This window comes from Kitasatospora sp. NPDC101155, assembly GCF_044768305.1.
GTDB lineage: Bacteria > Actinomycetota > Actinomycetes > Streptomycetales > Streptomycetaceae > Kitasatospora.
Genome location: NZ_JBIWPN010000005.1, coordinates 370,193 through 396,363 on the forward strand (window position 1 = coordinate 370,193; position 26,171 = coordinate 396,363).

Annotated in this window: 16 protein-coding genes and 1 tRNA gene; 1 reads left to right on the forward strand and 16 read right to left on the reverse strand. The window is 74.0% G+C overall.

The window, feature by feature from the left end; translation table 11 throughout:
* Window positions 1-3: 3 nt before the first annotated feature.
* The 10 genes from ACIRYZ_RS10640 to ACIRYZ_RS10685 all read right to left on the reverse strand — a co-directional run bounded on the left by ACIRYZ_RS10640 (window position 4) and on the right by ACIRYZ_RS10685 (window position 13,042).
* The gene (locus ACIRYZ_RS10640) at window positions 4-1,701 is read right to left on the reverse strand and encodes a DUF6297 family protein (RefSeq protein ID WP_402942004.1); all 1,698 of its coding nucleotides are present in this window, start codon (window positions 1,699-1,701) and stop codon (window positions 4-6) included.
* Window positions 1,692-2,417: an ATP-binding cassette domain-containing protein gene (locus ACIRYZ_RS10645; protein WP_402942005.1), complete on the reverse strand. Its 726-nt coding sequence runs from the start codon at window positions 2,415-2,417 to the stop codon at window positions 1,692-1,694. Before ACIRYZ_RS10645 ends, ACIRYZ_RS10640 begins: the two co-directional genes overlap by 10 nt.
* A gap of 101 nt (window positions 2,418-2,518) precedes the next feature.
* On the reverse strand, window positions 2,519-3,460 hold the full coding sequence (locus tag ACIRYZ_RS10650; protein ID WP_402942007.1) for a thiopeptide-type bacteriocin biosynthesis protein: 942 nt from the start codon (window positions 3,458-3,460) through the stop codon (window positions 2,519-2,521).
* On the reverse strand, window positions 3,460-4,845 hold the full coding sequence (locus ACIRYZ_RS10655; RefSeq protein WP_402942009.1) for a hypothetical protein: 1,386 nt from the start codon (window positions 4,843-4,845) through the stop codon (window positions 3,460-3,462). The genes ACIRYZ_RS10650 and ACIRYZ_RS10655 overlap by 1 nt, the downstream gene beginning before the upstream one ends.
* Before the next feature lie 41 nt (window positions 4,846-4,886).
* Window positions 4,887-6,746: a YcaO-like family protein gene (locus ACIRYZ_RS10660; RefSeq protein WP_402942011.1), complete on the reverse strand. Its 1,860-nt coding sequence runs from the start codon at window positions 6,744-6,746 to the stop codon at window positions 4,887-4,889.
* Window positions 6,743-8,278: a hypothetical protein gene (locus ACIRYZ_RS10665; protein ID WP_402942013.1), complete on the reverse strand. Its 1,536-nt coding sequence runs from the start codon at window positions 8,276-8,278 to the stop codon at window positions 6,743-6,745. The genes ACIRYZ_RS10660 and ACIRYZ_RS10665 overlap by 4 nt, the downstream gene beginning before the upstream one ends.
* Before the next feature lies 1 nt (window position 8,279).
* Window positions 8,280-9,287: a hypothetical protein gene (locus ACIRYZ_RS10670; protein ID WP_402942015.1), complete on the reverse strand. Its 1,008-nt coding sequence runs from the start codon at window positions 9,285-9,287 to the stop codon at window positions 8,280-8,282.
* 4 nt (window positions 9,288-9,291) lie between these two features.
* A complete protein-coding gene (locus tag ACIRYZ_RS10675; protein WP_402942017.1) occupies window positions 9,292-11,790 on the reverse strand; it encodes a lantibiotic dehydratase in 2,499 nt (832 codons plus the stop codon).
* A gap of 198 nt (window positions 11,791-11,988) precedes the next feature.
* Entirely contained in the window at window positions 11,989-12,156 is a 168-nt protein-coding gene (locus ACIRYZ_RS10680) for a thiazolylpeptide-type bacteriocin (RefSeq protein WP_402942019.1), read from the reverse strand.
* Window positions 12,157-12,968: 812 nt separating this feature from the next.
* Window positions 12,969-13,042: transfer RNA gene (locus tag ACIRYZ_RS10685), tRNA-Thr, on the reverse strand.
* 195 nt (window positions 13,043-13,237) lie between these two features.
* On the opposite strand from ACIRYZ_RS10685, the gene leuE reads away from it, so the two are divergent.
* On the forward strand, window positions 13,238-13,900 hold the full coding sequence (leuE, locus tag ACIRYZ_RS10690) for a leucine efflux protein LeuE (protein WP_402942021.1): 663 nt from the start codon (window positions 13,238-13,240) through the stop codon (window positions 13,898-13,900).
* Between the two features lie 10 nt (window positions 13,901-13,910).
* On the opposite strand, the gene ACIRYZ_RS10695 is transcribed toward leuE, so the two are convergent.
* From ACIRYZ_RS10695 to ACIRYZ_RS10720, 6 genes are all read right to left on the reverse strand, one after another.
* Window positions 13,911-15,530: an alpha/beta hydrolase gene (locus ACIRYZ_RS10695; RefSeq protein ID WP_402942023.1), complete on the reverse strand. Its 1,620-nt coding sequence runs from the start codon at window positions 15,528-15,530 to the stop codon at window positions 13,911-13,913.
* A gap of 176 nt (window positions 15,531-15,706) precedes the next feature.
* The gene (locus ACIRYZ_RS10700) at window positions 15,707-16,876 is read right to left on the reverse strand and encodes a hypothetical protein (RefSeq protein ID WP_402942025.1); all 1,170 of its coding nucleotides are present in this window, start codon (window positions 16,874-16,876) and stop codon (window positions 15,707-15,709) included.
* A 303-nt stretch (window positions 16,877-17,179) separates the two neighbouring features.
* Window positions 17,180-18,391, reverse strand: coding sequence for a DNA polymerase III subunit delta' (locus ACIRYZ_RS10705; protein WP_402942097.1), 1,212 nt, complete (start codon window positions 18,389-18,391; stop codon window positions 17,180-17,182).
* Window positions 18,392-18,565: 174 nt separating this feature from the next.
* Complete coding sequence (gene tmk, locus ACIRYZ_RS10710; protein ID WP_402942027.1) at window positions 18,566-22,072, reverse strand: dTMP kinase; 3,507 nt, start codon at window positions 22,070-22,072, stop codon at window positions 18,566-18,568.
* Between the two features lie 156 nt (window positions 22,073-22,228).
* On the reverse strand, window positions 22,229-25,123 hold the full coding sequence (gene topA, locus ACIRYZ_RS10715) for a type I DNA topoisomerase (RefSeq protein ID WP_402942029.1): 2,895 nt from the start codon (window positions 25,121-25,123) through the stop codon (window positions 22,229-22,231).
* A 445-nt stretch (window positions 25,124-25,568) separates the two neighbouring features.
* Window positions 25,569-26,030, reverse strand: a complete 462-nt coding sequence (locus ACIRYZ_RS10720; protein WP_402942031.1) for a DUF3592 domain-containing protein — start codon at window positions 26,028-26,030, stop codon at window positions 25,569-25,571.
* Window positions 26,031-26,171: the final 141 nt, after the last annotated feature.

A 26,171-nucleotide genomic window follows, 5' to 3' on the forward strand; every position in this document is an offset into this window, starting at 1 on the left:
GTGTCAGAGGTCGGCCTGACGGGCCACTGAGCGAGTGACGCGCCACGCGGCGAGGGCCGTGGCCAAGACGGCGGAGACAGCGAACTGGGCGAGCGCAGTGCCGTCGGCGAGGGTCTCGGCGGTGGCGGCGTGCCAGAGCATGGGGGCAGCCACGGCAATGGCGACCAGTGCCGGCGCACAATACCAGAGCACAAATGGAAATACGCCGTACCAGTCCGCGGAAAGGGACATCAGCTCATATCGGAGCGGTCCGCGATAAGCACTCAGCAATGCCGCTCCAATACCGGCCGGAGCCCCTGCGGTGAAAAGCAGCAGAACGGCCAGCAGTACGATGTCCGGGGCTGAGACCAGGGTGGCGGTGGCCACTGCGGCGGCCGAGCCCAGAACCGCGAGCAGGGCGGTCGGCACCACCAGGTGGGAAAGCGCGATCCGGGCCGGGGTGAACGGGAGCAGGCCGGTGCGGGCCGGCCGGTCGGTCTCCTCCCGTGCAGGCTCCACCAGCGCTGCGGCCGCCAGATAGGGGCCAAGGCTCAACAGGCAGCCCAGCCAGGCGGCGGTCACCGGGGCGGGGTGGGCGTGCGCCGCCCAGAGCCGGGCGGCGTTCAGCAGGAGGACGGAGCCAGCGGCCCAGGCGGCCGCGGCAGCCAGCCGGCCGGGGCGGCGCAGCAGGGCGGTCGCATCCCGCCAAAACAGGATCAGCAGCCGGGCTCGGGGCATCGGCAGCCGCAGGGCCGCCCCGGTCCGCCGGGCGCGGGCGGCGGCCTGCGCGACCAGTGCGATCTGCCGGAAGTCGAGCAGCAGTAGGCCGGTCTGGGCCCGGCCGGCCGCACGGGAACGGAGCGCGAGGTCGGCGGAGGGCAAGGTGGCGAGGGAGCGGTCGGCGGCGGCCAGGGCTGCGGCGGTGCCGGCCACCAGGGCTAGAGCGGCGAGCAGTCGAGCCGGCTGAAGGCCGCCGGCCGTGCCGCCGAGCGCCCAGCCCGCCCAGCCCCACGGGCCGGAGGCGGCCAGCAGGCCGGTGGTCCACTGGTCCCACTGGTCGCGACCGGCCGTGGCGAGACCGCCGAGCTGCGCCAGGCCAACCAGGGTGAGGGCCACGGAGCCGACCCGCACCAGCCGGGCCCACCGCGGCGAGCCCTCGGCCAGTGCTCCGACGGCCGCGGCCAGCCAGGCCAGTAGCAGGCCGATGACCATGGCGAGCCCGATCCCGAGTGGGCTCGGCCGACCGGTCGAGGCGGCCACCGCACCACCCAGAGCGCCCAACACGGCGCCACCCGCCCCTGCGGCGGCCAGCGCAGCCGACAGCCGCGGGCGCAGCAGCCAGCGGCGGTCCACCGGTAGCGGCAGCAGCCAACTGAGCTCCGGTGCCGGCAGCACGACCGGACCGAGCCACAGCGACAACCGCAGCAGCCCGGCCGTGCCGATCGTGCTGAGGCCGACCAGCAGCCCCGGGAGCCGGCCGTCGCCGGGCGCGAGCACCGAGCCCGCCAGGCCGGAGAGGGTGTCGACCGAGCCGACCAGTACGGTCAGCAGCACGAGCGCGGTGATCAGTGCGGTCCAGAACCGCTGGATGCGACTGCCCGCCACGCGGGTTGCTCGGCGGGCCCGGGTGCGGCGCAGTTGCTCGACGGCGCTCCGGGCCGGGTCGGGGGTCGGTGGTCCGGCCGGCGCGGGATGCGGGAGCCGACGGGTGGTCAGCGCCATGGCGTGGCCTCCCGCTCCAAGACCTCGGCGGTCGGGCCGTGGTCGACGACGCGTCCGCCGTCCAGAACCATCACCTGGCCGGCGACCTGAGCGAGCAGTTCCTGGTCGTGCACGGCCATGACGATCGCCGTGCCGTCGGCCAGGGCCTGCCGGAGTGTGCCGGCCAGCCGTTCCCGGGCGCCGGTGTCGAGGCGCTGCTCCGGCTCGTCCAGCAGCAGCAGGCGAGCCGGGCGGACCAGGACGGCAGCGAGCAGCAGCATCTGCCGCTGGCCGGCGGACAGGGTGTCGGGAAAGGCGTCGGCCCGGTGGCGCAGGCCCAGCAGGTCCAGCACGCCGGCGCACCGCTCGGCGGCAGTCGGGCCGAGCCCGTGCGCGGTGGCGACCATCCGGACGTGCTCGGCCACGGTGAGGTCGGGGAAGCACGCGGCGTCGTCCAGAAAGACGCCGACCTGCTGCCGGAAGCCGAGTTCGTGCTCCCGCACCGGACGGCCGTCCAGCAGGACGGTGCCCCGGTCCAGGCGGTAGAGCCCGGCGAGCGCTTTGAGCAGGGTCGACTTTCCGGAGCCGTTGACCCCGACCAGTCCCAGGCAGCTGCCCGGCCGCACGGCCAGCGACGGCACGGCGAGCAGTTGTCGGCCGCCCACGCTGACCTGGACGTCCTCGGCTGTCAGCAGCGGTGACCCGCCGTCAGTCGCTGCTGCCGGTACCGCACCCACGGCACCGGCGACTCCGGCGGCTGCGGTCCGGCCCGGCGGCCTTCGGCGGCGGTCTTTCCTCATGCGTGTTCCCCTGGCGCGTTGATCATCGGTCTGCCCGCTCAGCGCAGGCCGCGTAGTGTCGCAATCAGCATGAACTCCTCATGGACTAGAAGGCCAAGCCGATTGAGCGTCATATGAGTTTGTGAGATGGCGACGCCCTCCCTGGTGAGGGCGCCCGGGCCGGTGCCGGGGTGCGGGCGCAGCGAGTCCAGGGCCGCGTCGTGCCAGGCGGTGACGGCCGAGTCACGGGCGACGAGCCGGCCCGCCGAGACACCGCCCTGGTCGGCCAGGGCGGTCGCCAGGCAGGTCGCGCCGTCGCCGAGGACGGCGGTGTCGAAGACCGGCGGCGCCACGGATTCGGCCCACCAACGCCAGTAGTCGGCATACCGCGCCAGATAGGCGTCGGTGTCGCCGCCCAGCCGCTCGACGCCGTCGGCTAGCTTCGCGATCACCTCCAGGCCGATCAGCCGCAGCTGCATGGTGGTCGGGGCCGCCCCGGCCACCCGGACTGCCAGGTCGCTGGAGCGCTCGAACACCGCCTCGGCGGCGTCCAGCAGCTCGCCGGAGCCGTACCGGGCGCGCTCGGGAACGTAGGTGGCCGCATGGACCCCCGGCGGCTGGACGGTGGTTGCCAGGCTCTCGTCGACCGAGGGATCGGCCAGGCCGCTGGCCCGGGCCAACCGGGAGATCCCGTCCAGATAGCCGGCGACGGCGTCCGACTCGTTCAAGGCGCCAGCAAGCGCGGCGAAGGCTTCGCGCACCGCGGTGTCCAGCCCGGCCGGCGACGATCGCGTGGTCGGCCGCAGCCGCAGTCGCAGGTGCGGGCCGCCCTCCCAGTAGCGGATGAAGAACCAGCGGCTGATCGCCCTGTCCTGCCGCAACGCCGCGATCAGGCCGGCGAGTGGGCCGGCGACCAGCTCGTCGATCCGGTCAGCCGCCGCGAACGGCACGTGGATGTGCCAGGACAGCCAGCCGTCCGGGTTGGGCTGCGGAGAATTCATCACTGGCCTCCAGTTGCCTCGGTCCGGTGGAACCGGAGATCGATCGCGGGTTCCGTGAAACGGTTCCGGCCGCACGCGACCTGGTAGACGGGCACCAGGGCGTCGTGGGCGCCAATGGCCGCAGCGATGGTCGCTGCGTTGAAGCTGCGCAGCGGGCGGGCGAACAGCCGGGCGGACGCGGCGCCCATGCACAACTGCTGGGCGAGCCAGCCGACGGTGGCCAGCACACCGGGGAGCGCCTGCTCGGGGCCCAGCGGTCGGACGGCCCGCGCCGCGTCGACCGCCATGATCCACACCATGTTGCAACCCGCCAGGTCGTAGGCCAGACCGGGGGCGGGGGCCGAGTCGACGACCAGCCCGCCGCGTAGCGCCGCCAAGTCGCCGATCCGCCGCATGCCGGCCGGCCCAGCAGCGGTCTGCGATGGCTCGAGTGGGGCCTCATAGAGGCCGTCCGGCAGCCCCGCGACAGCTCGCACCGCGCAGTACGCGCGCACGGCCGGCAGCCACTGGTCGAGATAACCGGCGTTGGCCGCGCCCCGCGCGGCGGCGGCGAGCACGGCGGTCAGGCCGTCCTCGGGAATGCTGCCGTGCCGAGCGGTGAAGCCGTAGAAGCCGCCCGGGGCCCGGCCGCTGTTGCGCAGCCAGCCGACCTCGGCCCAACTGAGCGGCCGGCCACCGTGACCAGCCGCCTGCTCAGGTGAGCCGACCGATCGTTCGGAATCGACGGGAGTGAGCCGGAAGCCGGGCACCACCGGCCCGGTCCATTCGCCCAGCCGGTCCGTCCAGTTGCCCGTTGCCGGGCCGGCGACGGTGAGTGGATGCCCGAGCGCCCGACCGGTGTCGGCCAGCGCGGCCAGCACGTGTCCGGTCTCCAGGCCCGCGAGCACCGGGCGCAGGCCACCGTAGAAGGCGGGCAGGGCCGCGAGCGCCGACGCCGTCTCCACGGCCACCGGATGTGACTGCCCGCCCACCTCGACCAGTGCGTCCAGCTCCGGCACCACCAACTGTTGCCCGGACCCGTCGGACACCGCCACCCGAACCGGGAACTTGGACCGCGGCGAGGGGTAGAGCCGGTGCTCGGCATAGGGGTTGGCGACCTCGTGACGCAGCGGGGCGGCGGCCGTCGCGGCCACTTCGGCCAGGCCGACTCCCGCCGCGGCGGGGCCGGACGCGGGCCAGGGCCGGGCCGTGAGCTGCTCCCAGGCCGGCCGCAACGGGCGCCGCGGCAGGCTGCGGCAGGTCTCGGCGAGCCGGAGCCGCACCCGCTGCCGGTACGGCCGGGCCTGCGGGTCGTACCGCGACGGATCCTCGGGCTGTGCGGAGAGCTGCCGCACGAGCTGCTGGACAGCCTGCCGGTCGGGCTGGTGGGTGGGGTTGCTGGGCATGGGGGCTTCCGGACGTCGGGACGGGTGGATGGCGCAGTACCTCACGGGAACGGGTGCACGGTGAGGCGGTCTGCGAGCGGGCCGTCCTCGATCCCGGCCACCGCCGCGGCCAACCGGGGCAGTCCGAGGACACGTTGGTGGGCGAAGCCGAAGCACATCGGTACCGCACCGGGCACGATGGCGCGCACGGCGTGCAGGCCGACCCGGCTGTGCTCCCAGCCGCTCTGGTCGACCACGACGACCTCCGGCATCCCGGCCGCGCGCAGCAACTCCCGCAGCCCCGCGGCGACATCGCCGATAGACCCGAGGGACTGGCCGTCGGCCGCGGGCCGCCCCCAGGTGCAGTCGGCGAAGACCTCCGCGAGCGGTCGAGTGACGCAGGACAGGAACGGTTCCAGTGCCGGACCCGCCTCCGGCATCGAGTGCCAGCGGACGTGGTCAGCCAGGGTGGTGACCTGCCAGGGGTCGGTGCGCACCCGGCGGGCGGCCGCGTCGTCGCGGGCCACCACCTGGGCGAGCACCAGCGGCGCGAGCTCGGACAACGCCCCGCGCACCGCCTTTTGCGGGTCGGGGTGGGCGCTCGCGGCGGTGAGGCTGAACCGGCCCGGCGCCCCGGGATTGATGGCCAGCGCCCAGACCACCGGGACCGGGATGCCGCCGCTGACGCGCAGCAGGTGGACCTGGTAGCCGGCTTGCCGCATCCGGGCGTGCAACTGCCTGCTCAGTGGGTCCGTGATGGACCGCCAGTCGATCCGGGGCAGCGCTTCGCCCCGCCACCAGGACATCAGGAAGGCGTCGCGCTCGACGACTTCGAGCACCGCGTGGATCACGGCCTCGTCCCGGGTCGACCCCAGGGCGCAGCCGTTGGACGACTCGTAGAGCACCCGCCCCCAGCGCAGGCCCGCCCCAGGGCGCGGGGTGACGTGGTAGGAGGCCGCCTCGACCGGCACCAGCACCCGTCGGCCGCTGTGCCAGTGCGCGGCCTCGGCCCAGAGCAACTCGGCGTCGGGCGTGAACTCGTCTACCCGGCACGAAGGATGGTTCAGCTGCTCATTGCTCAGCCGACCAAGACGGCGCGGGTCCAGGGCGAGGCCAGCCAGCTCGGCGTAGCCGGCCCGGACCAGCTCCTTGGTGAGCACCGCCTCCGAGCCGGCCCGTTCCAGGCGCTCCAGGATGGCGGTCCGGCTGGCGGCCGCCACATGCCGACCGCGTCCGAAGCCCGCCGTCTCGGTGTGCTCGTCGGAGCGCGAGTGCAACGCGGCAACCAGTGCACCGGGGGCATCCGCCACCTGCTGCAACCCGAGCACCGGGCCGTAGCGGGTGTCCACGCAGTGCTCGGTCAGCTGGTCGAGCCGGGTGCTGGTCGCGGTGACCAGCCGGAGATCCTCGTCCACCTGAGACGACGGATCGTCAGTCACCTTGTCCGCCGCCGGATTTCCACAGTAGGGACATCCGGTGACCTTGCGGACGCGCTGCACGGCGGCGCCCGTGCGGGTGACGGCCAGGACCTCACCGCTGGCCGGCGTCCACTGCACCAGCGCGTCGACCGCACGGTGCAGCTGCTCGGCGGCGGCGCGCGGGAGCCGCGCGGCGGCATGCAGCCGGGCCGATCCGGAGGACACCCCCCGGCTGCGCAGCTGCGCGATCGCGGCGCAGAGCGGGCAGCCGGCCGTGGTGTCGGCGGACCAGTGCGGTCCCACCTCGACCTCGCCCGGCCAGATCCGGACCGGAAGGAGAGCTTCCCCTGTCTCGGCACACTGACGGAGCAGCTCCAGCTCGGCATCCGGGTGGTAGCCGGAGAGCACGGCGAGCCGGGCGCCGCCGAGCCGCTTGGCCAGGTGCTGCAGACGTTCGGTCAGCTCGGCCGGCAGTTCGGCCATCGAGGCTGCGAGGGTGGTCACCGGGCGACACCTTCCGTCTCCGGCCCACTGAGCACGGCCACCTGGGCATGCCCGACAACGGGGTCCGCCGAGGCCCAGGTCAGGCCCGCGCCGGGCGGTGCGGCGAGGAGCGGCAGCCCGGCCAGCTCGCCCCGCTCGGTGAGGACGTGCAGCACGCCGGTGTCCAGCGTCTCGGCCAGCGTCCCGTCCGCGAACCGCACCGCTGCATCGGGCTCGGCACCGACCGGCGCCGCCGCTCCGAGCCGACGGCCGAGGCCCTCGACGGCCAGCGCCCGGCCGAGAGCGCGCCGCACCGCGTCGGAGGCGTCCACGCCCCAGGCCCGGACCCGCAGCCCACCCCGGTCGAGCTCGGCCAGCCGGAGCCCGCCGTGCTCCGGGTGGATCCGCCAGGCCATGGAGTCCGGCCCGTCGACCGTCTGCGCCAGTTCGAGCGCGGGGCTCGGGAGCGGGTCGGTGGACCAAGCGGGCTCGGATGCGCGGCAGCGCTCGGCGGTGGCGGCCCGCAACCGCAGGTCGGCGAGGGCCGCCTGCTCGGTGAGGCCGCTGCCGCAGTCCACGCGGCCGGCTCGGAGCGCGCCGCACAGGGCGTCCAGCCCGGCCTCCTCGTGGGAGCCGCCCCAGCCGGCGACAGGGGCGGCGCCGTGGCGGCTGATCGCGCGCGCCAGCGAGACGGGCATCTGCTCCCAGTCGTCCGGAGTGTCGAGCCGCAGCACGCCGACGAGCTCATCGGCAGCGGGGTGGTCCGGGTCGATCACAGCCCGCATGGTCGAGCCGGGGTGGCGATCGGCGATGGCGTCCGCCAGCGGGACCACCCGCCAGCCGACCACCTCGGCGTCCACGATCCTCACGAGCGGCCGGACCTCGGTGCCGGTGAGCACGGCGAACAGGCAGTCGGCTGCCAGCCCGGCGGCAAGCAGCCGGGCGGTGGGACCGGCCGCGCCCGGCCGGTACAGCCGGTCGCGCAGCACCTCCTGCGGCACCCCGGCGGGCAGCACCCAGAGCCGGCTGCCGGCGGCGTGCAGTTCGACCTTCAGGCCGCGGCCGACCGGCACGTCGGCGGTCAGAGTGAGCGGCAGCTCCGCCGTACCGCCCGGCTCGACGGCAGCCGTGATGCCGCGCCGGTGCAGCGCTGCCGCGCAGGCCTCGGCGAGCGCGCCGCCGCCGACCAGGGTGACCCGGACCTCGGCGAGGGTGCGGGCGGCCTGCTCCGGGTCTGCGGCGTGCCCCTGCAGGTAGATCCGGGCGTCCTCCGGGAGACCGGTCTGCGCCGTGTCCTCAGGGATCTCCAGCAGCGCCCGGCGCCGGCTCAATTGATCGAGGATGTGACGGCAGACCGGTTCGGCCGACGGACCGCCGGAGGTCGCCAGCAGCCCATCGACACTGGTGGGTTCATCCAGCACCGCGAGCCAGCTCAGCACCGGCGGCACCAGGGCGGCCGGGAGCTTGAGCGCGAAGGACTCGAATGGTCCCTGGATGAAGACCCCGGTGGGGACGACGCCGAAGACGACGCTCGGGCGCAGCATGACGGGCATATCAGGCGGTCCTTTGGGCGATGCGCTGCTGCCAGCTCTCGCCGAGGAACTCGTCCACGGCGCAGGCGATCAGATGGCAGGAGAGGTAACGGGCGGCGGGCTGCACGTCGAGCAGCGGCAGTGCTTCGTAGAGCCAGTTGATCAGAACGCGGTACTCGTTGAAGCCGATGGGCGGGTTGTCCCAGAAGGCGAACTGACGCAGCGTCGCGTGGAACTGGCTGGTCGGCGCCGGCTGCCCCCGCCGCTGTCCCGGCGCGGTGAGCCGGCGGATGTCCGCGGCGTGCTCGGCTGATCGCAGCACCGCGTAGGTCTGCTCCGCCAGCCGGTTGCCGGGCAGCGATGACGCGGACCGCACACCGGTCTCGACCAGTTGGAGCGCTGCCGCACGGTTCTGCCGGTAGGCCTGCTCGAACTGCTGCCGCAGCCTTTCGCCGTCGGGCCGGACGGCGAGGAAGGCCTCGGCGTGCGACCGCAGCGAGAGGGAGCCGAACCGCAGCCCGCCGGGGTAGACCGCCGCGGTCGCCACCAGCAGGCCCAGGCCGAGCCCGCTGACCCGGCTCGGGGCGTGCCCGGGCACCAGGGTGTCACGCAGTACCTCGGCCATGCCCGTGTGGTAGGCCCGGCGCTGCTCGGCGAGCGGCCCGTCGTCCGGCATCGTGTCGATGCTCACGGTGCCGTGCGGTGCGGGCCGTGGGCGGAACCCGGTACGCCCTTCCAACCGGCTGTTGCGCTCGGCGATCGCGGTGTACTCGGCCTCGGTCCAGGTCTCGGCCGGGTTCGCGGCCGCGGCCGCGGCGAGCCGCCGGGACAGGTCGTCGAACACGGCCTGGTCCAAACCCGGCCCCGCCAGGTGCAGAGCCAGGTGCGACCCGCCGTCCCAGCCCCTGGTACAGAACGCGACCGGTAGGTTGTGTGCTGCCCGGAGCTCGCTGAGCAGCGGCAGCAAGGCCTCGCTCAGCAGCCGGATCTTGCTCGGGTGGTAGTCGTAGACGCGTGCGACAGTGATCACGGTGTTAGCCGATCCGATCGAACTCGTACAGGTACTCCGCCGCCCGGCGGCCGGGCACCGGGACGGGCAGGCACTCCTCCAGCACCGGTCGGTCCAGGTCGGCGGCCGACTTGGCAAGGGCGGCCCGGCTCAGCGGGCTGGCCAGGTCGAGGTACCGGGGCTTGCTCCGCACCACTGCCGGTCCGGCGGTCCAGTCCGGCAGCGCGGACTGACCCACCTGGTGCCAGGGCGGGACGGATTTGCAGAAGAGCCGGCGCGGCAGCCCCCAACGGGCCGCGAACCCGAGCAGTTGGTGGAGTTGCTCCCGCTCCTCGCCCTCCGGCAGCAACTCGGCGAGCGAGGGCAGGTACCAGCGCGCCCGCTGGACCACGATTCCCCGGTACGAGATCCGCGGCACGGCCACCACCCCGGCCCCGGCCCGTAGTGCCCGCTCCCGGTAACTCCGGTCCAACCCGCCGGAGATCTCGCCGCCGCTCTGCAGCCAGAGCGCAATCCGGGTGGCTGCGGGCAGCAGGTCCCAGCGGGTGGAGGTGAGCACGAACGGTCTGCGGCCGTCGGGCGCGGTGAGGGTGAGCCGACCAGCGGTGCCAGTGTCAGCCAGCACCAGTCGGCCCCAGTCTGCCGGATCGAGCCGCTGGTCGAGCAGTTGCGGGTGCACACCGGTGTTAAGCCCGTGCGCGCAGCGGTCCTCGGCGTGGGTGGCGCCGAGCGCGGCCCGCAGCCGGGTGGAGACCCGCGCGAGCGCCGTGCCGCCGGCTTTGGCGTCGGGCCACAGGAACCGCGCCAAGTGTGTGCCGAATCCAGCGAACACCGCGTTGCAGACCAGGAGTTCGCCGGCCGGCTGGAGCATCGCAGCGAACGACGCCGGCTCGTCGGGCAGAAGCGGCGCCACCAGCCGGGACCACTCCTGGACGGCTACGTCGGGCAGTTCGAGCACGCCGCCCGGCGGCACCCCGTCCAGCAGCTCGGCGAGCTGGGTGAGGATCCGCCCCCGGGTGGCCCACAGCTGCTCGAACGCGCTGTTCACCAGCGGATCGCCGACGGACTGGCCGCGTCCGGCCGCCACCGCCACGGCCAGGGTCTCCTCAGCCAGCGCCTCGGCGTGGTCGGCCAGCCGGACCTCGCCGCCGCGCCGGCGCACACCGGCCTGCAGGCCCAGCCGCATGTCCAGCTTGAGGTCGAACACCGCCAGGAATCCCAGGAGTCGGGCCATCGCGGACAGCCGGTCCGTATCCACCGGTGCCGGCGCGCTGGTTCGGATCACCGTGTCCTCGTAGACCTGCAGCGGCAGCGGTGCGTAGGCCTGCAAGTCGGCGTGCCGGGACCGGAGTTCGCTCAGCAGTTGCGGGCGGGTGGCCGGTTCGTCATCCGACAGCCGGTCAAGGAGCCCCGCGATCGAGGAGATCGCCCTGACCAGCGGCGGATCCGGCGGGAGAGCGGCCAGCAGCTCGTGCAGGAAGCGCTCGCTGTTGTCGGACACCGGCAGGGCCGGCAACAACAGGCCGATGTCCAGGCACGAGCGGATGACGCGCTCGGCGCTCGCGAGTGGGCAGTTCAGCTCGACGGCCAGTCGCGCGGTCAGCTCCTCGCGGTCGGGGAGGTCGAAGTAGACGAGTCGGACGACCGCGCTCAGCGGTGGCTGGCGACGGACGATGACCCGACGGCGGCCCGCCGCAGTGAACGTGAGGAATGCGAGCTGCTCCGGCTCGGCCGCCACCAGCGGCGCCAGCCGGACGTGCCGCGGCAGCTGGCCGGTGCGCCGCAGTTCGGACGCGAGGGCGGCCTCTGCGATCGAGACGTAGGTTCCGCGCTGAACCTCGAAGCTGCGACTCAGCTCCAGCCGGGGCTGTCCGACCGGATCGTCCTGGTCGTACGCCGCGGACGCCAGGCTGACCGGCCGCAGTGTGACGCCGGTGAACTGGGAGCGCGGACTGGTGCGCAGCATGGCGCGGTAGGCGTAGGAGAGCAACTGGTGCTCGGACTTGCGATCTTGCCGCTCCCAGCTGCCGCGGTTGCGCACGAACCTCGCCCGGGCCTGGTCGAGGTCAGCGCTGACCAAGGCGAGCGAGGAGGCGAACTCGCCGAGCCCGCACAGCTCGGCGAGCTCGGTCCGCTCTGCGTCGCGCACGGCGCCCTGGCCGGCTGCGAAGGCGTCCAGTAGGCGCTGGTACTCGAGCGCGTGGCCGTGCCACTCGCGCACCGCCTCCGGCTCGGCCGGTGCCTCGGTGAGCGGGGTGAACGGCTTGCTGCGCACCCGGCGCCGGACGCGAACGTACGAGTCGGCCCGCTCGGGCTCCTCCCGCACCAGGCCGTGCAAGGTCACTGCGGCGCGGGTCGCGCTCTCGGCGGCCGCGCTGCGGGCCGCCCCGATCTGCTCCCAGGCCGTCGCCGCAGCACTCGGCAGGATTTCGGAGAACGGGATGAGATTGATCCGTGATACCGCCTCGCCGGCGGTCCGAAAAAGCGTCGGGAACCGCCCGCCGGGCGCATTCCGAATGGCCACAGAATTCTCCGGTCTGGCAAGGTGGAGTGCGGTTGGTGCGAATGGCAGGTCGGCGAAATCAATGGCTCCTCCCGAATCGCCCGGGGAAAGCCGGTCCACCGATCGCCACCGGAGGGTGGAGCCATGCGGACGGCCGCGCTCCGGCGCGCCTGAGACCCGGAGGAGCTCCCGCGCGCCGAAGCCAGCCTCAGGTGCTGATCAGCTGCTGGAGCTGCAGCAGGAGCAGCTTCCGGCGCAGCAGGAAGCACCGTTCGAGGCGCCCATGGTGGGCAGTCCGACGGTGTCCGGCAGGTCGACGGTCTCGATCTCGCCGATCGTGAACTCGCTGAAGTCGAGAACCTCGTCGGTGGCGATTGCAGCAGACATACTCATATCCCCCTTCGCAAATGTGGGCGAGGGGGTTCAACTAGGATTGTTGCGCTTCCACTGATGCTTCCAGCATCTGGCCCCCCGCCGCGCTGATGGCTCATCATGCTCATACGCCAGCGAACGTGTCAACAATGTTGCGGAGCATGAAGGGCTCGGAATGCCGCCCGCGACGTTAGCCCTGTCGCACCTCCGGGCTCCACCGGCGCGCCCTGGGGCGGTTCGCCGTCCGCCCTCAACGTTCACTCCCCGGCCGGCACGCAGCCCGACGCCTTCGACGTGCCTATTGAGTTCCGCCGCCCGAGGACGACGTGAGCCTTCGGCGGAACTACACGGCCGTCTCCGGCATGACCCAGCAGGGCGGGTTGAGGATCGCTGAGGGCGCAGCGGCGGCCGCCAGCGACACGAACGTCTGGTTTCGCACCGCCCTCGACCCGCTGGCTCGGGAAAGAGGAGTTCACCTTCCTGCAAGCAAGTACGGGTGCGCCGCCCGAGCCCCTCCCGTTCCCCTCTTCAAGACCGACACCGGTCCGGCGAAGCCGATCCAGCCCGACACCAAGCGGAGGCCCACTACCGTCTCGCTTGCCTGGAGGGGGAGCACGGTCCACGGCCATGGGGTTGGACAGCTGTCAGCTGACGCTGGCCTGGTGCAGCGCCCTCTGCTGCATCACCTCGGACCGACGACCTCGATGTCCCAATGCATCGACCTCAATACGACCATTCCACTTGTCCTGGCCACCCTGGAGGCTGCCCGCACGCCAAGGAATGACAAAAGGCCCAGGTCACGGGCTATGTGACCTGGGCCTTCTCTGAGCCGCCTGCGGGATTCGAACCCGCGACCTACGCATTACGAGTGCGTTGCTCTGGCCAACTGAGCTAAGGCGGCACCGCTGCCATCTGTGGTGGCAACGCGGGCCAGTCTACACAGGTTCGCAGGTGATCCGTAGCCAGGACGGGCGGGGGGCAGGGCGGGGGTGGGACATGGGTGGGCAAAGGGGGATGGTTTTCGCTTCAATCGATCGCCGGTACGACGTTACGATGAGCGCCCCCCTGCCACCCCTTCCCCACCCCGGAGCGCATCGTGCTCGGCGTCAACGACCTGGCGACATACATCCTCGGCGCCCTCGTCATCATCCTGCTGCCCGGCCCCAACTCGCTGTACGTGCTGTCGGTCGCCGCCAGGAAGGGCATCCGGACCGGGTACCAGGCCGCGGCGGGCGTGTTCGTGGGCGACCTCACGCTGATCAGTCTGACCTCGCTGGGCGCCGCCTCGCTGCTGAAGGCCAACCCGGCGGTGTTCGCGGTGGTCAAGTTCGGCGGGGCCGCGTACCTGCTGTGGATCGGCTTCGGGATGCTCCGCGCCGCCCGCCAGCTGTGGCGCGAGCGCCGGGCCGAGGCCGAGGCCGAGGCCGACCCGGCCGCCGAGGCGGCGCCGGAGGCGGTCGAGCGGCCGTTCCGCCGGGCGCTGGTGATCAGCCTGCTGAACCCGAAGGCGATCCTGTTCCTGCTGTCGTTCTTCACCCAGTTCGTCGACCCGTCGTACGGGCAGCCCGCGCTCTCCTTCGGCCTGCTCGGCGGGATCCTGCAGACCTTCAGCCTGCTCTACCTCTCCCTGCTGATCTTCGCAGGCACCACGCTGGCCACCGCCTTCCGCCGCCGCAAGCGCCTCTCCGCAACGCTGACCAGCGGCGTCGCCGTGCTGTTCGCGGGCTTCGCCGCGAAGCTGGCGGTCTCCTCCGCCTGACGGCAGGCGGCTACCGGTCGCAGCGCCTGCCCTGCTCCGGCGCCTCCCCGGTCAGCAGGAAGTGGTTGACCGCGCCGTCGACGCAGGTGCTGTGCCGCCCGTACGCGGTGTGACCGTCCCCGTCGTAGGTGAGCAGCCGGCCGGACTCCAGCTGGCCGGCGAGGGAGCGGGCCCAGTCGTACGGGGTGGCCGGGTCGCGGGTGGTGCCGACGACGACGATCGGGGCGGCGCCGGCGGCCCGGATGGTGTGCGGCGCGCCGGTGGCCCGGACCGGCCAGTAGGCGCAGGTCAGCGCCATCCAGGCCATGTCGCGCCCGAAGTGCGGCGAGGCCCGCTCGAAGTCCGGCACCGCCCGCTGGACATCTTCCGGCGAGCTGAAGGGGGCGGGCAGGTCGAGGCAGTTCACCGCCGTGTTGGCGAACATCAGGTTGGGGTACGAGCCGTCCGCACCGCGCCCGTAGTACTCGTCGGAGAGCTTCAGCAGGCCGGTGCCGTCGCCCGCCCTGGCGACGGTGAGCGCGCTGCGCAGCCTGGGCCAGAGGAAGTCGGCGTACATCGCCTGGATGACCCCGGCGGTCGCCTGGGAGCCGGTGAGTCGACGCCCGTTGTCGGTGCTCGGCAGCGGGTGGGCGTGGACGGCCGTGAGCAGGGCGGTGAGCTGCTCGCCGACCTGCTGCTCGGTACGGCCGAGCGGGCAGTCCTCGTGCTTGGCGCAGTCCTTGGCGAAGGCCGCCCAGGCGGTCTCGAAACCGCCGGCCTGGGTGCGGTTGCCGGCCATCGAGTCGAGCGCCGGGTCCATCGCGCCGTCCAGCACCACCCGCCCGACCCGGCTCGGGAAGAGCCCGGCGTAGGTGGCCCCGAGGAAGGTGCCGTAGGACTTGCCGACGAAGTTCAGCCGCTCGTCGCCGAGCAGGGCGCGCAGCACGTCCATGTCGCGGGCCGCCTCGACGGTGCTGAGGTGGCCGAGCGCGGCCCCGGCCTGCCGGGAGCAGCCGTCGGCGAACTCCTTGTCGGCGGCGACCAGCGCGTCGATCGCCCGCTGGTCCCCGGGTTCGAGGTCGACGGCGGTGAAGGCGTCCATCCGCTCGCCGCTCAGGCAGCTGACGGGGTTGCTGCGGCCCACCCCGCGCGGGTCGACGCCGACCAGGTCGTACCGGGCCCGCACCGAGCGGTCGTACGTCCGGGCGACGGCCTCCAGGTACTCGATCGCCGAGCCGCCGGGCCCGCCCGGGTTGAGCAGCAGGGAGCCCAGCCGGGCGTCGGCCCCGGCCCCGGGAGCGGCGCCGGGAGCGGATTGCGCACCGGATTCGCCCGGTACGGCCGCCGCCCGGGCTGCCGAGAGGGTGAGGTCGCCGTCCCCCGGCAGGTCGTAGTCCATCGGCACCCGGAAGGTGGTGCACTCGAACCCGCCGTCGCAGGGCTGCCAGACCAGACGCTGCGCGTAGTACGGCGCGAGCGCGTCCGGCACGGCGGCAGGCAACGGCTCCAGTGGGGTGACGCCGACCGCGACGGACGCGTCCAAGCCGGTCGAGTCGGACGGCCCCGCACTGCACCCGCTCGCCGGGACCGCCAGCAGCCCGGCCGCCAGCAACGCGGCCGCCGCCCGGACCCGCCGTCCGAAGACCCTCATCCGCTCCCCTTTCCACGAATCCACGAATCCACGAACCCCGCGAACCACGAAAACCACAGAAGCCACAGAGACCACACGAAAGAACGAGCACGAAGGCACGGGAGCGAAGAGAAGAAACGCGGCTGCCCGGCACCCACCCCGGGTACCGGGCAGCGTAACGCCCGCTCAACCACCGTTCAGGACGCCTTCGCCAGCGCCTCGGCCAGGAACTGCGCCGCCTGCCGGACCAGCCGCAGCCGCTCCCGGTCGGGGGTGTAGTCCTGCACGTTGTCCGAGATCCGCACGTCCGCCTTGGCCGCCGGGCCGGGGCCCGCCTTGAGCGCGGTCTGGAGCGTGCGGGCCGTGTCCAGCCCGGCGGCGTCCGCCTTGGCGGCGGCCAGCAGCAACTTGGCCGCGCTGCCCGCCGGGGCCTCGGCGCCGGCCTGCGTGAGCGCGGCGGCGTCGTACCGGCCGGAGACCGCTGCGGCCGCGCCGTACAGGTCCGGACGGGCCAGCCCGGCGGCGGCTGCGCACGGCGCGCCGCCCTCGACGCCGAGGGCGCCCCAGGAGGCGGGGCCGGGGGGCAGGGTGCGGAAGGAGGCCGCGATGGTGGTACGCAGCGTCGCGTCGTCGGAGACGGCGGCCGGGGCGGCGGCGATCAGCTCGCAGGGGTGCGCGGTGCCGTTCGGCGCCTCGGGGGCGACCAGGATGAACGCACGGGCGCGGCCGGTCTGCAGGGCGGCGCCGACGCCCTCGAAGACGTCCGGGACCTCGGCGTCGGCGGTCTTGCCCGGCGTGGCGGCGTGCATCACGACGACGGGGAAGCGCGCGTTCGACTCCTTGGCGTACTGCGGCGGCAGCCAGACCCGGACGTTGCGCGGCTTCCCGTCGGGGCCGAGCACGGCGGACTGCAGCAGCTCGCCGCCTCCCGGGTGCCCGACGCTGTCGAAATGGCTGACCACGGTGGGCGTCGCGGCAGCGGAGGCAGCGGCAGCCGCAGCGGTGGCCGACTCGGTCGGCATCGGCGTCGGCGGTGCCGCCGGCTGCCGGACCGCCGGACTGGCGCCGGAACCCTCCCAGGCCCCCGCCGCGGCGGCGTCCACGGCCGGCTCCACCCGATCCGCCTCCGCCCCACCCCGGCTGAGGCCCCCGAAGGCGCCGAGCGCGGTGAGCAGCGTCAACGCGGTGACGCACACTCCGCAGACCATCGCCCCCGCCGCCCGCAGCAGCATCGGCCACCGGTCGCCGGCCAGTTCGTAGGTCTGGGCGGCGCGCAGGTCGCGCCAGCGCTGGAGCGCGCCGCGCGCCAGCCAGATGCCGCCGACGGCGGCGGCCAGCAGGGGGATGACGAGGAGCGGACGAACCACGGAACGCACCACCTCGGAGGAGGGCCGGCGCCGGACCGGACCCGGTGCCGTCAGGGAGGCGACCACACCGACGGCGGGCCCCCGACACAGGGGGAGCCCGGGGTACGGCCGGGGCGCAGTCGGCCACCAGCGTGCACAACGGGCGCGCTGTCACACGCGGGTGTGCCCGGCGAGTATCGCCCGTTCACTCGAAGGTGGGACGGCAGGCCACCTCCGGGAGGCCTACGGGGGGACCGGAGGCCTGCGGCGAGGACCGGCGGCCTACGGGGAGGACGGGAAGCCCACGGCAAGAAGGGAACGGCCTCAGCCCGCCCGCAGCGCCACCGTCATCGCCTCGACCGCCAGCAGCGGGTCCACGTTGCGGTCCAAGGCCGTACGGCAGGCGAGCACCGCCTCGATCCGGCGCAGCGTGCTCTCCGCCGGCCCGGCCTGGGCGACCCGGTTCAGCGCCTGCCGCTGGTCCTCGTTGGCGAGCACGCCGGTGGAGCCGAGCTGGATCGCCAGCACGTCCCGGTAGAAGCCGAGCAGGTCCAGCAGCGCGACCCCGAGGGTCTCCCGGCGGGTGCGGGTGGCACGGCTCTTCTGCCGCTTCTCCAGCTCCTTGACCGCCCCGGCCATGCCGCGCGGCGCCTTGCTGCCCTCGGCGGCGCCGTAGGCGGCCTTCAGGTCGTCGGTCTCCTTGGCGTCCTGGGTCTCGGCGAGCGCCTCGGCGTCGGCCTTGGCGGTGTCGACCAGGCGCTGGGCGGCGGCCAGGCAGCCGCCGATGTCGGAGACCTCCAGCGGGATCCGCAGCACCTCGGTGCGGCGGGTACGGGCCTGCTCGTCCACCGCGAGGCGGCGCGAGCGCTCGATGTCGCCCTGCCCGGCGAGCGCGGCCAGCCGGGCGGCCTCCGACTCGACCCCGTCCCGGCGGACCAGCATGTCGGCGACGGCCTCGGCGGCGGGCGTGCGCAGCACGAGCAGGCGGCAGCGCGAGCGGATGGTCGGCAGTACGTCCTGGACGGAGGGGGCGCAGAGCAGCCACACGGTGCGCGGGGAGGGCTCCTCCACGCCCTTGAGCAGCGCGTTCGCGGCGGCCTCGGTGAGCCGGTGGGCGGCGTCGACGAGGATCACCGACCAGCGGCCGCCGGTCGGGTAGCTGGAGGCGCGCAGCACCAGGTCGCGCATGTCGCCGACGCCGATGGACAGGCCGTCGGTCCGCACGTACTTGACGTCGGCGTGGCTGCCGGCCAGCACCGTGTGGCAGCCGTCGCAGAACCCGCAGCCGGGCGTGCCGCCGAGCGCGAGGTCGGGACTGGCGCACTGCAGGGCGGCGGCGAAGGCACGCGCGGCGGTGACCTGCCCGGCCCCGGGCGGGCCCGTGAACAGCCAGGCGTGCGTCATCAGGGAGGCGTTCCCGCCCTGGACCGGGGCGGCGCCGCGACCGGCCTCGACCGTCGCCCCGGCCGCCCGGGCCGCGGCGGTCAGCTGCTCGACCACCCGCTCCTGGCCCACCAGGTCGTCCCAGACGGCCACTACTGCTCCCAAGCTCCGTACGACAGCGCTCCCGGCGCCGATTCCCCGCCGTCGAGCATACGTCTCCGCCCCGACAGCCACTGCTCAGTCCGGGTCACGCCCGTACGGCGACGGGCGGCGCCGCCGAGGGCCACTGCCCCGACGACGCCGCCCGCCACCCGTGACGAAACGGGCTCAGCCCCGACGACCCCAGCGCCGTCCCTTGCCCTTGCCGCCGTCCCCACCCCGGTCGTCCCCACCCCGGTCGTCCCCACCCCGGTCGTCCCCGCCGCGCCGGTTCCCGCCGTCGTGCGGGTCCTGCGGCCCCTGGCCACCACCCTGCTCCCAGCGGGCCCACTCGTCGCGCGAGCCGAGCAGGGTGTCGGTCAGGCTCGGCAGGTCGTCCATCGGGGTCTCCTCGGCCCACTCCGGCCGAGGCCGCTCCGCCGTGGGCTGCTCGATGCCGGGCTGCTCGACACCTGGCCGCTCGACGGCGGGCTGTCCGGCACCTGGCCGCCCGACGGCGGGCTGTCCGGCACCTGGCCGCTCGACGGCGGGCTGTCCGGCACCGGGCCGCCCGGCACCCGCCTGCCGCCCGCCGACCACCGGCAGCTCACGCGTGCCGTCCGCCGGCTCGCCGGAGCGGCGGCCCCACTCGACCGGGGGCAGCACCGCGGTCTCATCCGCGGCGGGAACCTTCGGCAGCACGGCGGTCTCGTCCACCGTCGGCACCTTCGGCAGCACCGCGGTCTCGTCCACCGCCGGCACCACCGGCAGCTTGGCAGTGGCGTCGGCCGCCTCGGCAGCCCGGACGGCCGCCGCCTGCCGGTCCCGCAGCGACAGCTCCCGCGTCGCCTCGTCGCCGAGCCCGGCAGAGGCACCCGACGCGTCCGAAGCACCCCGCGAGGCTCCCGGGGCCTCCCCCGGCGTCTCCCGAACCCCCCGCAGCTCCGTGGTGGCCGCGTCCCCGGCCTCGGCCCGCCCCTCGGCCCGCCCCGCAGCCGTCTCCGCCGCGGCGGCAGCCGCCGCGAGCGCCGCGGCCTGCGCCAGCCGGGCCTCCTCGGCCCGCTGCAGCGCCTCCTCCGCCCGGCGCCGCTGCTCCTCGCGGGCCAGGTCCCGCTGCCGCTGCAGCTCCGCCTGGGTGGCCGCCTCGTCGGCGATCCGCTTGCGCTCGGCGGCTTCCGCGGCCAGTCGGGCCTGCTCCTCCGCCCGCCGACGGGCCTCCTCGGCGGCGCGCCGCTCGGCCTCCTCCTCCGCCCGGCGACAGGCCTCCTCCTCGGCCTTGCGCCGGGCCTCGGCGGCGGCCCGCTCGGCCTCCTCCTTGGCCAGTCGCTCCTTCTCGGCCTGCTCGGCCCGCAGCTGCGCCAGCACCTCCTGGCGCTTGCGCTCGGCGGCCTCCTCCTCAGCCCGACGACGGGCCTCCTCGGCGGCGCGCCGCTCGGCCTCCTCCTTCGCCAGCCGCTCCTGCTCGGCGCGGGCGGCCTTCTCCTGCTCGGAGAGCGGCAGCTCGCGGTCCAGCCGGTGCCGGATGGCGGTGGTGACGAAGCCGGGGGCCTGGCTGCCGTCCACGACCAGGTAGCGCGCCGGGTCGGCAGCCGCGAGGGCGAGGAAGCCGGCCCGGACCCGCTGGTGGAACTCGGTGGGCTCGGACTCCAGCCGGTCCAGCGCCTCGGTGAAGCGCTCCCGGGCCCTGGTCGGGTCGACGTCCAGCACCACGGTCAGGTCGGGCAGCAGCCCGCCGGTGGCCCAGCGGGAGATCCGGGCGACCTCGGTGGCGGCCAGGTCGCGCCCGGCGCCCTGGTAGGCGATGGAGGAGTCCATGTACCGGTCGGTGATGACCACGGCGCCGCGGGCGAGGGCCGGCCGGATGACGTTCTCGACGTGCTCGGCCCGGTCGGCCGCGTAGATCAGCGCCTCGGCGCGGTGCGACAGGCCGGTGTTGCCGACGTCCAGGACCAGGCCGCGCAGCCGCTGCCCGACCGGGCTGCCGCCGGGCTCGCGGGTGAGCACGACCTCGTGTCCCTTGCCGCGGATCCACTCGGCGAGCGCCTGGGCCTGGGTGGACTTGCCGGCGCCGTCGCCGCCCTCCAGGGCGATGAAGAAGCCGGTGCCCGCGCCCCGGTGCGGCACCGGGCCGCTGCCGCCGCGCACCGCGTCCACCAGGTCCCGGGCGAACGGAGCGGTGCCGCGCCGGTCGTCGGTGCGCAGCAGCACGACGGCGGCGAGCACCAGCGTGAGCAGCCCCGAGGTGGCGACGGCGAGGGCCGCGCCGCCGTGGATGAAGGTGAAGGAGCCGGGCTCGACGGTGCCGTACTCGACGTCCCCGTAAGCCGCGGCGATCAGCGGGACGACCACCAGCGCGGCCGCGACCACGGCCCGCAGCACCGCGTAGAGGTGCTCGGTGACCTTCGGCAGCCGGGCCTCCTCGACCTCCTGGGCGAGCAGGGTGCGCCCGGCCGAGATGACGAGCCCGGCGGCCAGGCCGGCCAGCACGGTGAGCAGCAGGACCAGCACGAAGTCCAGCACCAGCCCGGCCAGAATCAGCGCGACACCCTCGGTGAGCAGCGCCAGCGCGAGCAGTCGGCGGCGGGAGAGCGAGGGCAGGACGGCCCGGGTGAGCCGGGCGCCCAGCGCGGGGGCGCCGGCCGCGGCGAGCACGGTCAGGCCGTAGCCGATCGGCCCGGCCCGGTGCTCGGCCGCGGTGAGCAGCGCCAGCGCGGCGACGCCGGCCATCGAGGCGAAGCCGGCCGCGACGGCGAAGGTGAAGTACGGGGCGCTGCCGGTGCGGCCCTTGCTCAGCGCGGGGCCGGGCGTGGCGTCGGTCGGGGCGCGCAGGCCGGTCAGCGGCGAGTGCGGGGCGACGGCCACCGGGCCGCCGGGCAGCTGCTGGAGGTAGCCGCGGGCGGCCGAGGCGGCGAACAGGCCGGCCGAGCCGAGCGCGGCGAAGGTCAGCTGGTGGGCGCGCAGCCAGTCCGAGCCGAGCGCCGCGCCGATGTTGTTGAGCAGGGTGAAGGCGACCAGGCCGACGGCCGCGAGCGGCACGGTGGCCCAACCGGTGAAGCGGTCGATGCTGCGGACGGTGTCCAGGTTGGCGGCGGTCGGCCGCTGCTCCGCGGCAGGCGCGTACGGACTGGCCGGCGGCAGCAGGCCGGGGACGACGACGGCCTTGGCGATCCCCCAGACCCGCTCGGCCGCGCCGGTGAGGAACACGGTGGCGAGCAGTACGTAGGTGGCGGCGCCGGAGGGCCGCGGTCCGGAGCTCAGCCAGACCGTCCACCAGGGCGCGAGGCCGATCAGCAGGGCGCGCAGCACGTCGGCGCCGAACAGCGTCCAGCGCCGGTCGAGCTTCCCGGCGACCAGCTGGTGCAGCGGTTCCAGGAGCGCAACGCCGACCAGCCCGGTGGCCGCCACCCGGACGGCGAGGACGGCGGCGGTGGCGAAGGCGAGGCTGCGCGGCAGGTCGCCGAACTGGCCGCCCTGGGCGGCCGCGATCACGGTGAGCGCGAGCAGCACCAGCAGGCCGAGCCGGTCGGCGGTGCCGCCGATCAGCTGGGTGGTCCACAGTCGCCGGTAGGGGCGGGTCCGCAGCAGCGCCCGGGCCCGGTCCACGGGGGTTCCGGCGGGCACGACCTCGGTCAGGTCGGCCACGGCGGCTCCGGCAGCCGGGGCGGCGCTGGGGGTGGGCTGCTCCTCGCTCGTCATACGGTCAGCGTAGCGGGCTGGGCTTTGCCCGATTGAGACGAACGGCGTTCCGGACCCCGGTCATCACCGGGCTGTGACGATCCCTGCACAGACCTCGGGCCCGCGCCCCGGGTGGGGGCGCGGGCCCGAGTCCGCTCTCGGCGGGCTGTCGGAGGATCAGCCCTCGTCGGTGGCGGCGTTCTTGCCGGCCACGGGATCGCCGGCCGCGGCCTTGGCCGCCGTCTTCTTGGCGGCCGTCTTCTTCGCCGCCGCCTTGGTCGCGGTGGTGGTCTTCTTCGCGGCCGTCTTCTTGGCGGCGGTCTTGGTCGCCGCCGTCTTGGTGGTGGTGGTCTTCTTGGCCGCCGCCTTCTTGGCCGGGGCCTTCTTCGCCGCCTTCTTCACCGGCCCGCGCGCCCGCTTCTCGGCGAGCAGCTCGTAGCCGCGCTCCGGCGTGATGGTCTCGACGTCGTCGTCCTTGCGCAGCGTGGCGTTGGTCTCGCCGTCGGTCACGTACGGGCCGAAGCGGCCGTCCTTGACCACCACCGGGCGCTCGCTGACCGGGTCGGTGCCCAGCTCCTTGAGCGGCGGCGCGGCGGCCGCCCGGCCGCGCTGCTTGGGCTGGGCGTAGATCGCCAGCGCCTCGTCGAGGGTGATCGTGAAGAGCTGGTCCTCGCTGGTGAGCGAACGCGAGTCGGTGCCGCGCTTGAGGTACGGGCCGTAGCGGCCGTTCTGCGCGGTGATCTCCGCGCCCTCGGCATCGGTGCCGACCACGCGCGGCAGCGAGAGCAGCCGCAGCGCGTCCTCCAGGGTGACGCCGTCCAGCGACATCGACTTGAACAGCGAGGCGGTGCGCGGCTTGACCGCGTTCTTGCCGGTCTTGGGCGTGCCCTCGGGCAGGATCTCGGTCACGTACGGGCCGTAGCGGCCGTCCTTGGCGACCAGCATGTTGCCGCTGACCGGGTCCGGGCCGAGCTCGAAGTCGCCGCTGGGCTTGGCCAGCAGCTCCTCGGCCAGCTCGACGGTCAGCTCGTCCGGCGGCAGCTCGTCCGGGATGTCGGCGCGCTGGCCGGGCTCGCCCTCGACAGCGGAGGCGCGCTCGACGTACGGGCCGTAGCGGCCGACCCGCAGGGTGATGTCGTCGCTGACCTTGAACGAGCTGATCTCCCGGGCGTCGATCGCGCCGAGGTCGGTGACCAGCTCCTTCAGGCCGCCCAGGTGGTCGCCGTCGCCGTTGCCGGCCTCGGCGGCGCCACCCGCGACGTGGCCCTCGCCCTCGCCGAAGTAGAAGCGCTTCAGCCACGGCACGGACTGCGCCTCACCGGCGGCGATCCGGTCGAGGTCGTCCTCCATCTTGGCGGTGAAGTCGTAGTCGACGAGCCGGCCGAAGTGCTTCTCCAGCAGGTTGACCACGGCGAAGGAGAGGAAGGACGGGACGAGCGCCGTGCCCTTCTTGAACACGTACCGGCGCTGGATGATCGTGTCGATGATCGACGCGTAGGTGGAGGGGCGGCCGATCTCCCGGTCCTCCAGCTCCTTGACCAGCGAGGCCTCGGTGTAGCGGGCCGGCGGCTTGGTGGCGTGGCCCTCCGGGGTGATCCGCTCGGCGGCCAGCGGATCGCCCTGGGCGACCTGCGGCAGCCGGCGCTCACGGTCGTCGAGCTCGGCGTTCGGGTCGTCGGCGCCCTCGACGTAGGCCTTCAGGAAGCCGTGGAAGGTGATGATCTTGCCGGAGGCGGAGAACTCGACGTCCCGGCCGTCGGCGGAGGCGCCGCCGACCCGGACGGTGACGGACTGGCCGACCGCGTCCTTCATCTGGGAGGCGACGGTGCGCATCCAGATCAGCTCGTACAGCTTGAAGTCGTCGCCGGTCAGGCCGGTCTCGGCGGGGGTGCGGAAGCGGTCGCCGGAGGGGCGGACGGCCTCGTGCGCCTCCTGGGCGTTCTTGACCTTGCTGGCGTAGGTGCGCGGGGCGTCCGGCAGGTAGTCGGCGCCGTAGAGCTGGGTGACCTGCGCGCGGGCGGCGGCGATCGCGGTGTCCGACAGCGTGGTGGAGTCGGTACGCATATAGGTGATGAAGCCGTTCTCGTACAGCTTCTGGGCCACCTGCATGGTCCGCTTGGCGCCGAAGCCCAGCTTGCGGCTGGCCTCCTGCTGGAGCGTGGTGGTGCGGAACGGCGCGTACGGCGAGCGGCGGTAGGGCTTGGACTCGACGCTGCGGACGCTGAACGCGGTCTGCGCCAGGGCGGCGGCCAGCTGGCGGGCGGCCTGCTCGTCCAGGTGCAGGGTGTTGGTGCTGCCCGCCTTCAGTCGGCCGTCCGAGCCGAAGTCGCGGCCGCTGGCGATCCGCTTGCCGTCCACCGAGGCCAGCCGGGCGCCGAAGGTCTCCGGGTTGGCGGAGTCGGCCGGGGTGCGGCCGGTGCCGAAGGTGCCGACCAGGTCCCAGTACGAGGCGGTGCGGAACGCCATCCGCTCGCGCTCGCGCTCGACCACCAGACGGGTCGCGACGGACTGCACCCGGCCCGCCGACAGCTTCGGCATGACCTTCTTCCACAGCACCGGCGAGACCTCGAAGCCGTACAGCCGGTCGAGGATGCGGCGGGTCTCCTGGGCGTCGACCAGGCGCTGGTTGAGCTCGCGCGGGTTGGCCACGGCCTCCTGGATCGCCGACTTGGTGATCTCGTGGAACACCATCCGGTGCACCGGCACCTTGGGCTTGAGCACCTGCTGGAGGTGCCACGCGATGGCCTCGCCCTCGCGGTCCTCATCGGTGGCGAGGAAGAGCTCGTCGGACTCCGCGAGCAGCGACTTCAACTTGCTGACCTGGGACTTCTTGTCCGCGTTGACCACGTAGATGGGCGCGAAGTCGTGGTCGACGTCCACCCCGAGGCGGCGCACCTCGCCGGTGTACTTGTCCGGCACCTCGGCCGCGGTGCTGGGCAGGTCGCGAATGTGCCCGACGCTCGCCTCGACGATGTAGCCGGGGCCCAGGTAGCCCTTGATCGTCTTCGCCTTGGCCGGCGACTCGACAATGACGAGTCGCTGTCCGTGCGCGGTCTCGCTGCTCGGGGACACCTTCGCTCTTCTCTCCCGGTCCTTATGTGGCTGGTCGGCGCCGGCAGCACGGGCTGCGCTCCGCCCGACCCCTCCACCGTCCCGGGCTGCCGCTGAACGACACCCCACCAGCGGAGTGTGACCGTACCCCGGCCACCCTTGTCAAACGGACGGATCCCGCGTTTTCACTTGCCGGGCTCACCGACGCCACTCGAACGGTAACCCGATGACGGAGGTTCGCGCCCCGTGGAGGGGGGCTTCGGCAGGTTCCGGAGGATGGAATGACGAATTTCAAGATCTGTCAACGGAAAAATCGCCGCACTTCCGGTATTGCGCTTTCCGGATCGCGCCAGGGGCCACCGACACGGCCGGTGCGGCTGAGGTGTTCGGTACGGCAGGTACGGCCGATGCGCTCGGTACGGCTGGCCTGTCCGGTACCGCTGCCGCGGCCGCTGCCGCTGCGAGCTCAGCGGCCGGCCGCGGCCAGCAGTCCGGCGCCCGCCGCCAGGCAGCACACGCCCAGGGCGCTCCACAGCAGGTCGGTGACCGCTGCCCGGCTGACCTCCCCCGCCGCCAGCACCGCCCGGCAGGGCCGGTCGGGGTCGTAGCAGACCCGCACCGAGGCGCCCGGCGCGAAGCTCTCCGGGCGGCGCAGCGGGGTGTGCCCGCGCGGACGGGTGAGCACCAGCTCCGCGATCCGGCCACCGCCGGGCCCCTCGGCGGCCGGGGGCAGCACGGAGAAGGAGAGCAGCGGCGCGCTGTCCAGCTGCCCGTGCACCTCGTTCTCGGCGACGACGGTGGCCACCGCCGGCACCCCCCGTCGGCGCACCCGGTGGCGAAGGCGCACTTCGGCGGCGCACCAGAGCAGCAGCGCGCCACCGAAGAGGGTGAGCACCAGCCCGCCCACCGTCGCCGTCGTCGTGTCCACCCCTGGCCCCCGGCTCCCCAGCTCTGTCCACAGCCTGTGGACAGAGAGCCTCACAGCGGCGGACCAACGGGGTGCGGCCACCCGGGGGCCGCCGGACGAACCGGAGGGTACGGGCGGGTGAACCGGGAGTCGTCCGCGAAG

What these genes read in the sequence shown, in the direction of transcription:
- ACIRYZ_RS10650 (WP_402942007.1), bottom strand. Translation starts at nt 3,460, where the DNA reads ATGAATTCTCCGCAGCCCAACCCGGACGGCTGGCTGTCCTGGCACATC.
- ACIRYZ_RS10695 (WP_402942023.1), bottom strand. Translation starts at nt 15,530, where the DNA reads ATGAGGGTCTTCGGACGGCGGGTCCGGGCGGCGGCCGCGTTGCTGGCG.
- ACIRYZ_RS10665 (WP_402942013.1), bottom strand. Translation starts at nt 8,278, where the DNA reads ATGCCCGTCATGCTGCGCCCGAGCGTCGTCTTCGGCGTCGTCCCCACC.
- ACIRYZ_RS10680 (WP_402942019.1), bottom strand. Translation starts at nt 12,156, where the DNA reads ATGTCTGCTGCAATCGCCACCGACGAGGTTCTCGACTTCAGCGAGTTC.
- ACIRYZ_RS10640 (WP_402942004.1), bottom strand. Translation starts at nt 1,701, where the DNA reads ATGGCGCTGACCACCCGTCGGCTCCCGCATCCCGCGCCGGCCGGACCA.
- ACIRYZ_RS10655 (WP_402942009.1), bottom strand. Translation starts at nt 4,845, where the DNA reads ATGCCCAGCAACCCCACCCACCAGCCCGACCGGCAGGCTGTCCAGCAG.
- tmk (WP_402942027.1), bottom strand. Translation starts at nt 22,072, where the DNA reads ATGACGAGCGAGGAGCAGCCCACCCCCAGCGCCGCCCCGGCTGCCGGA.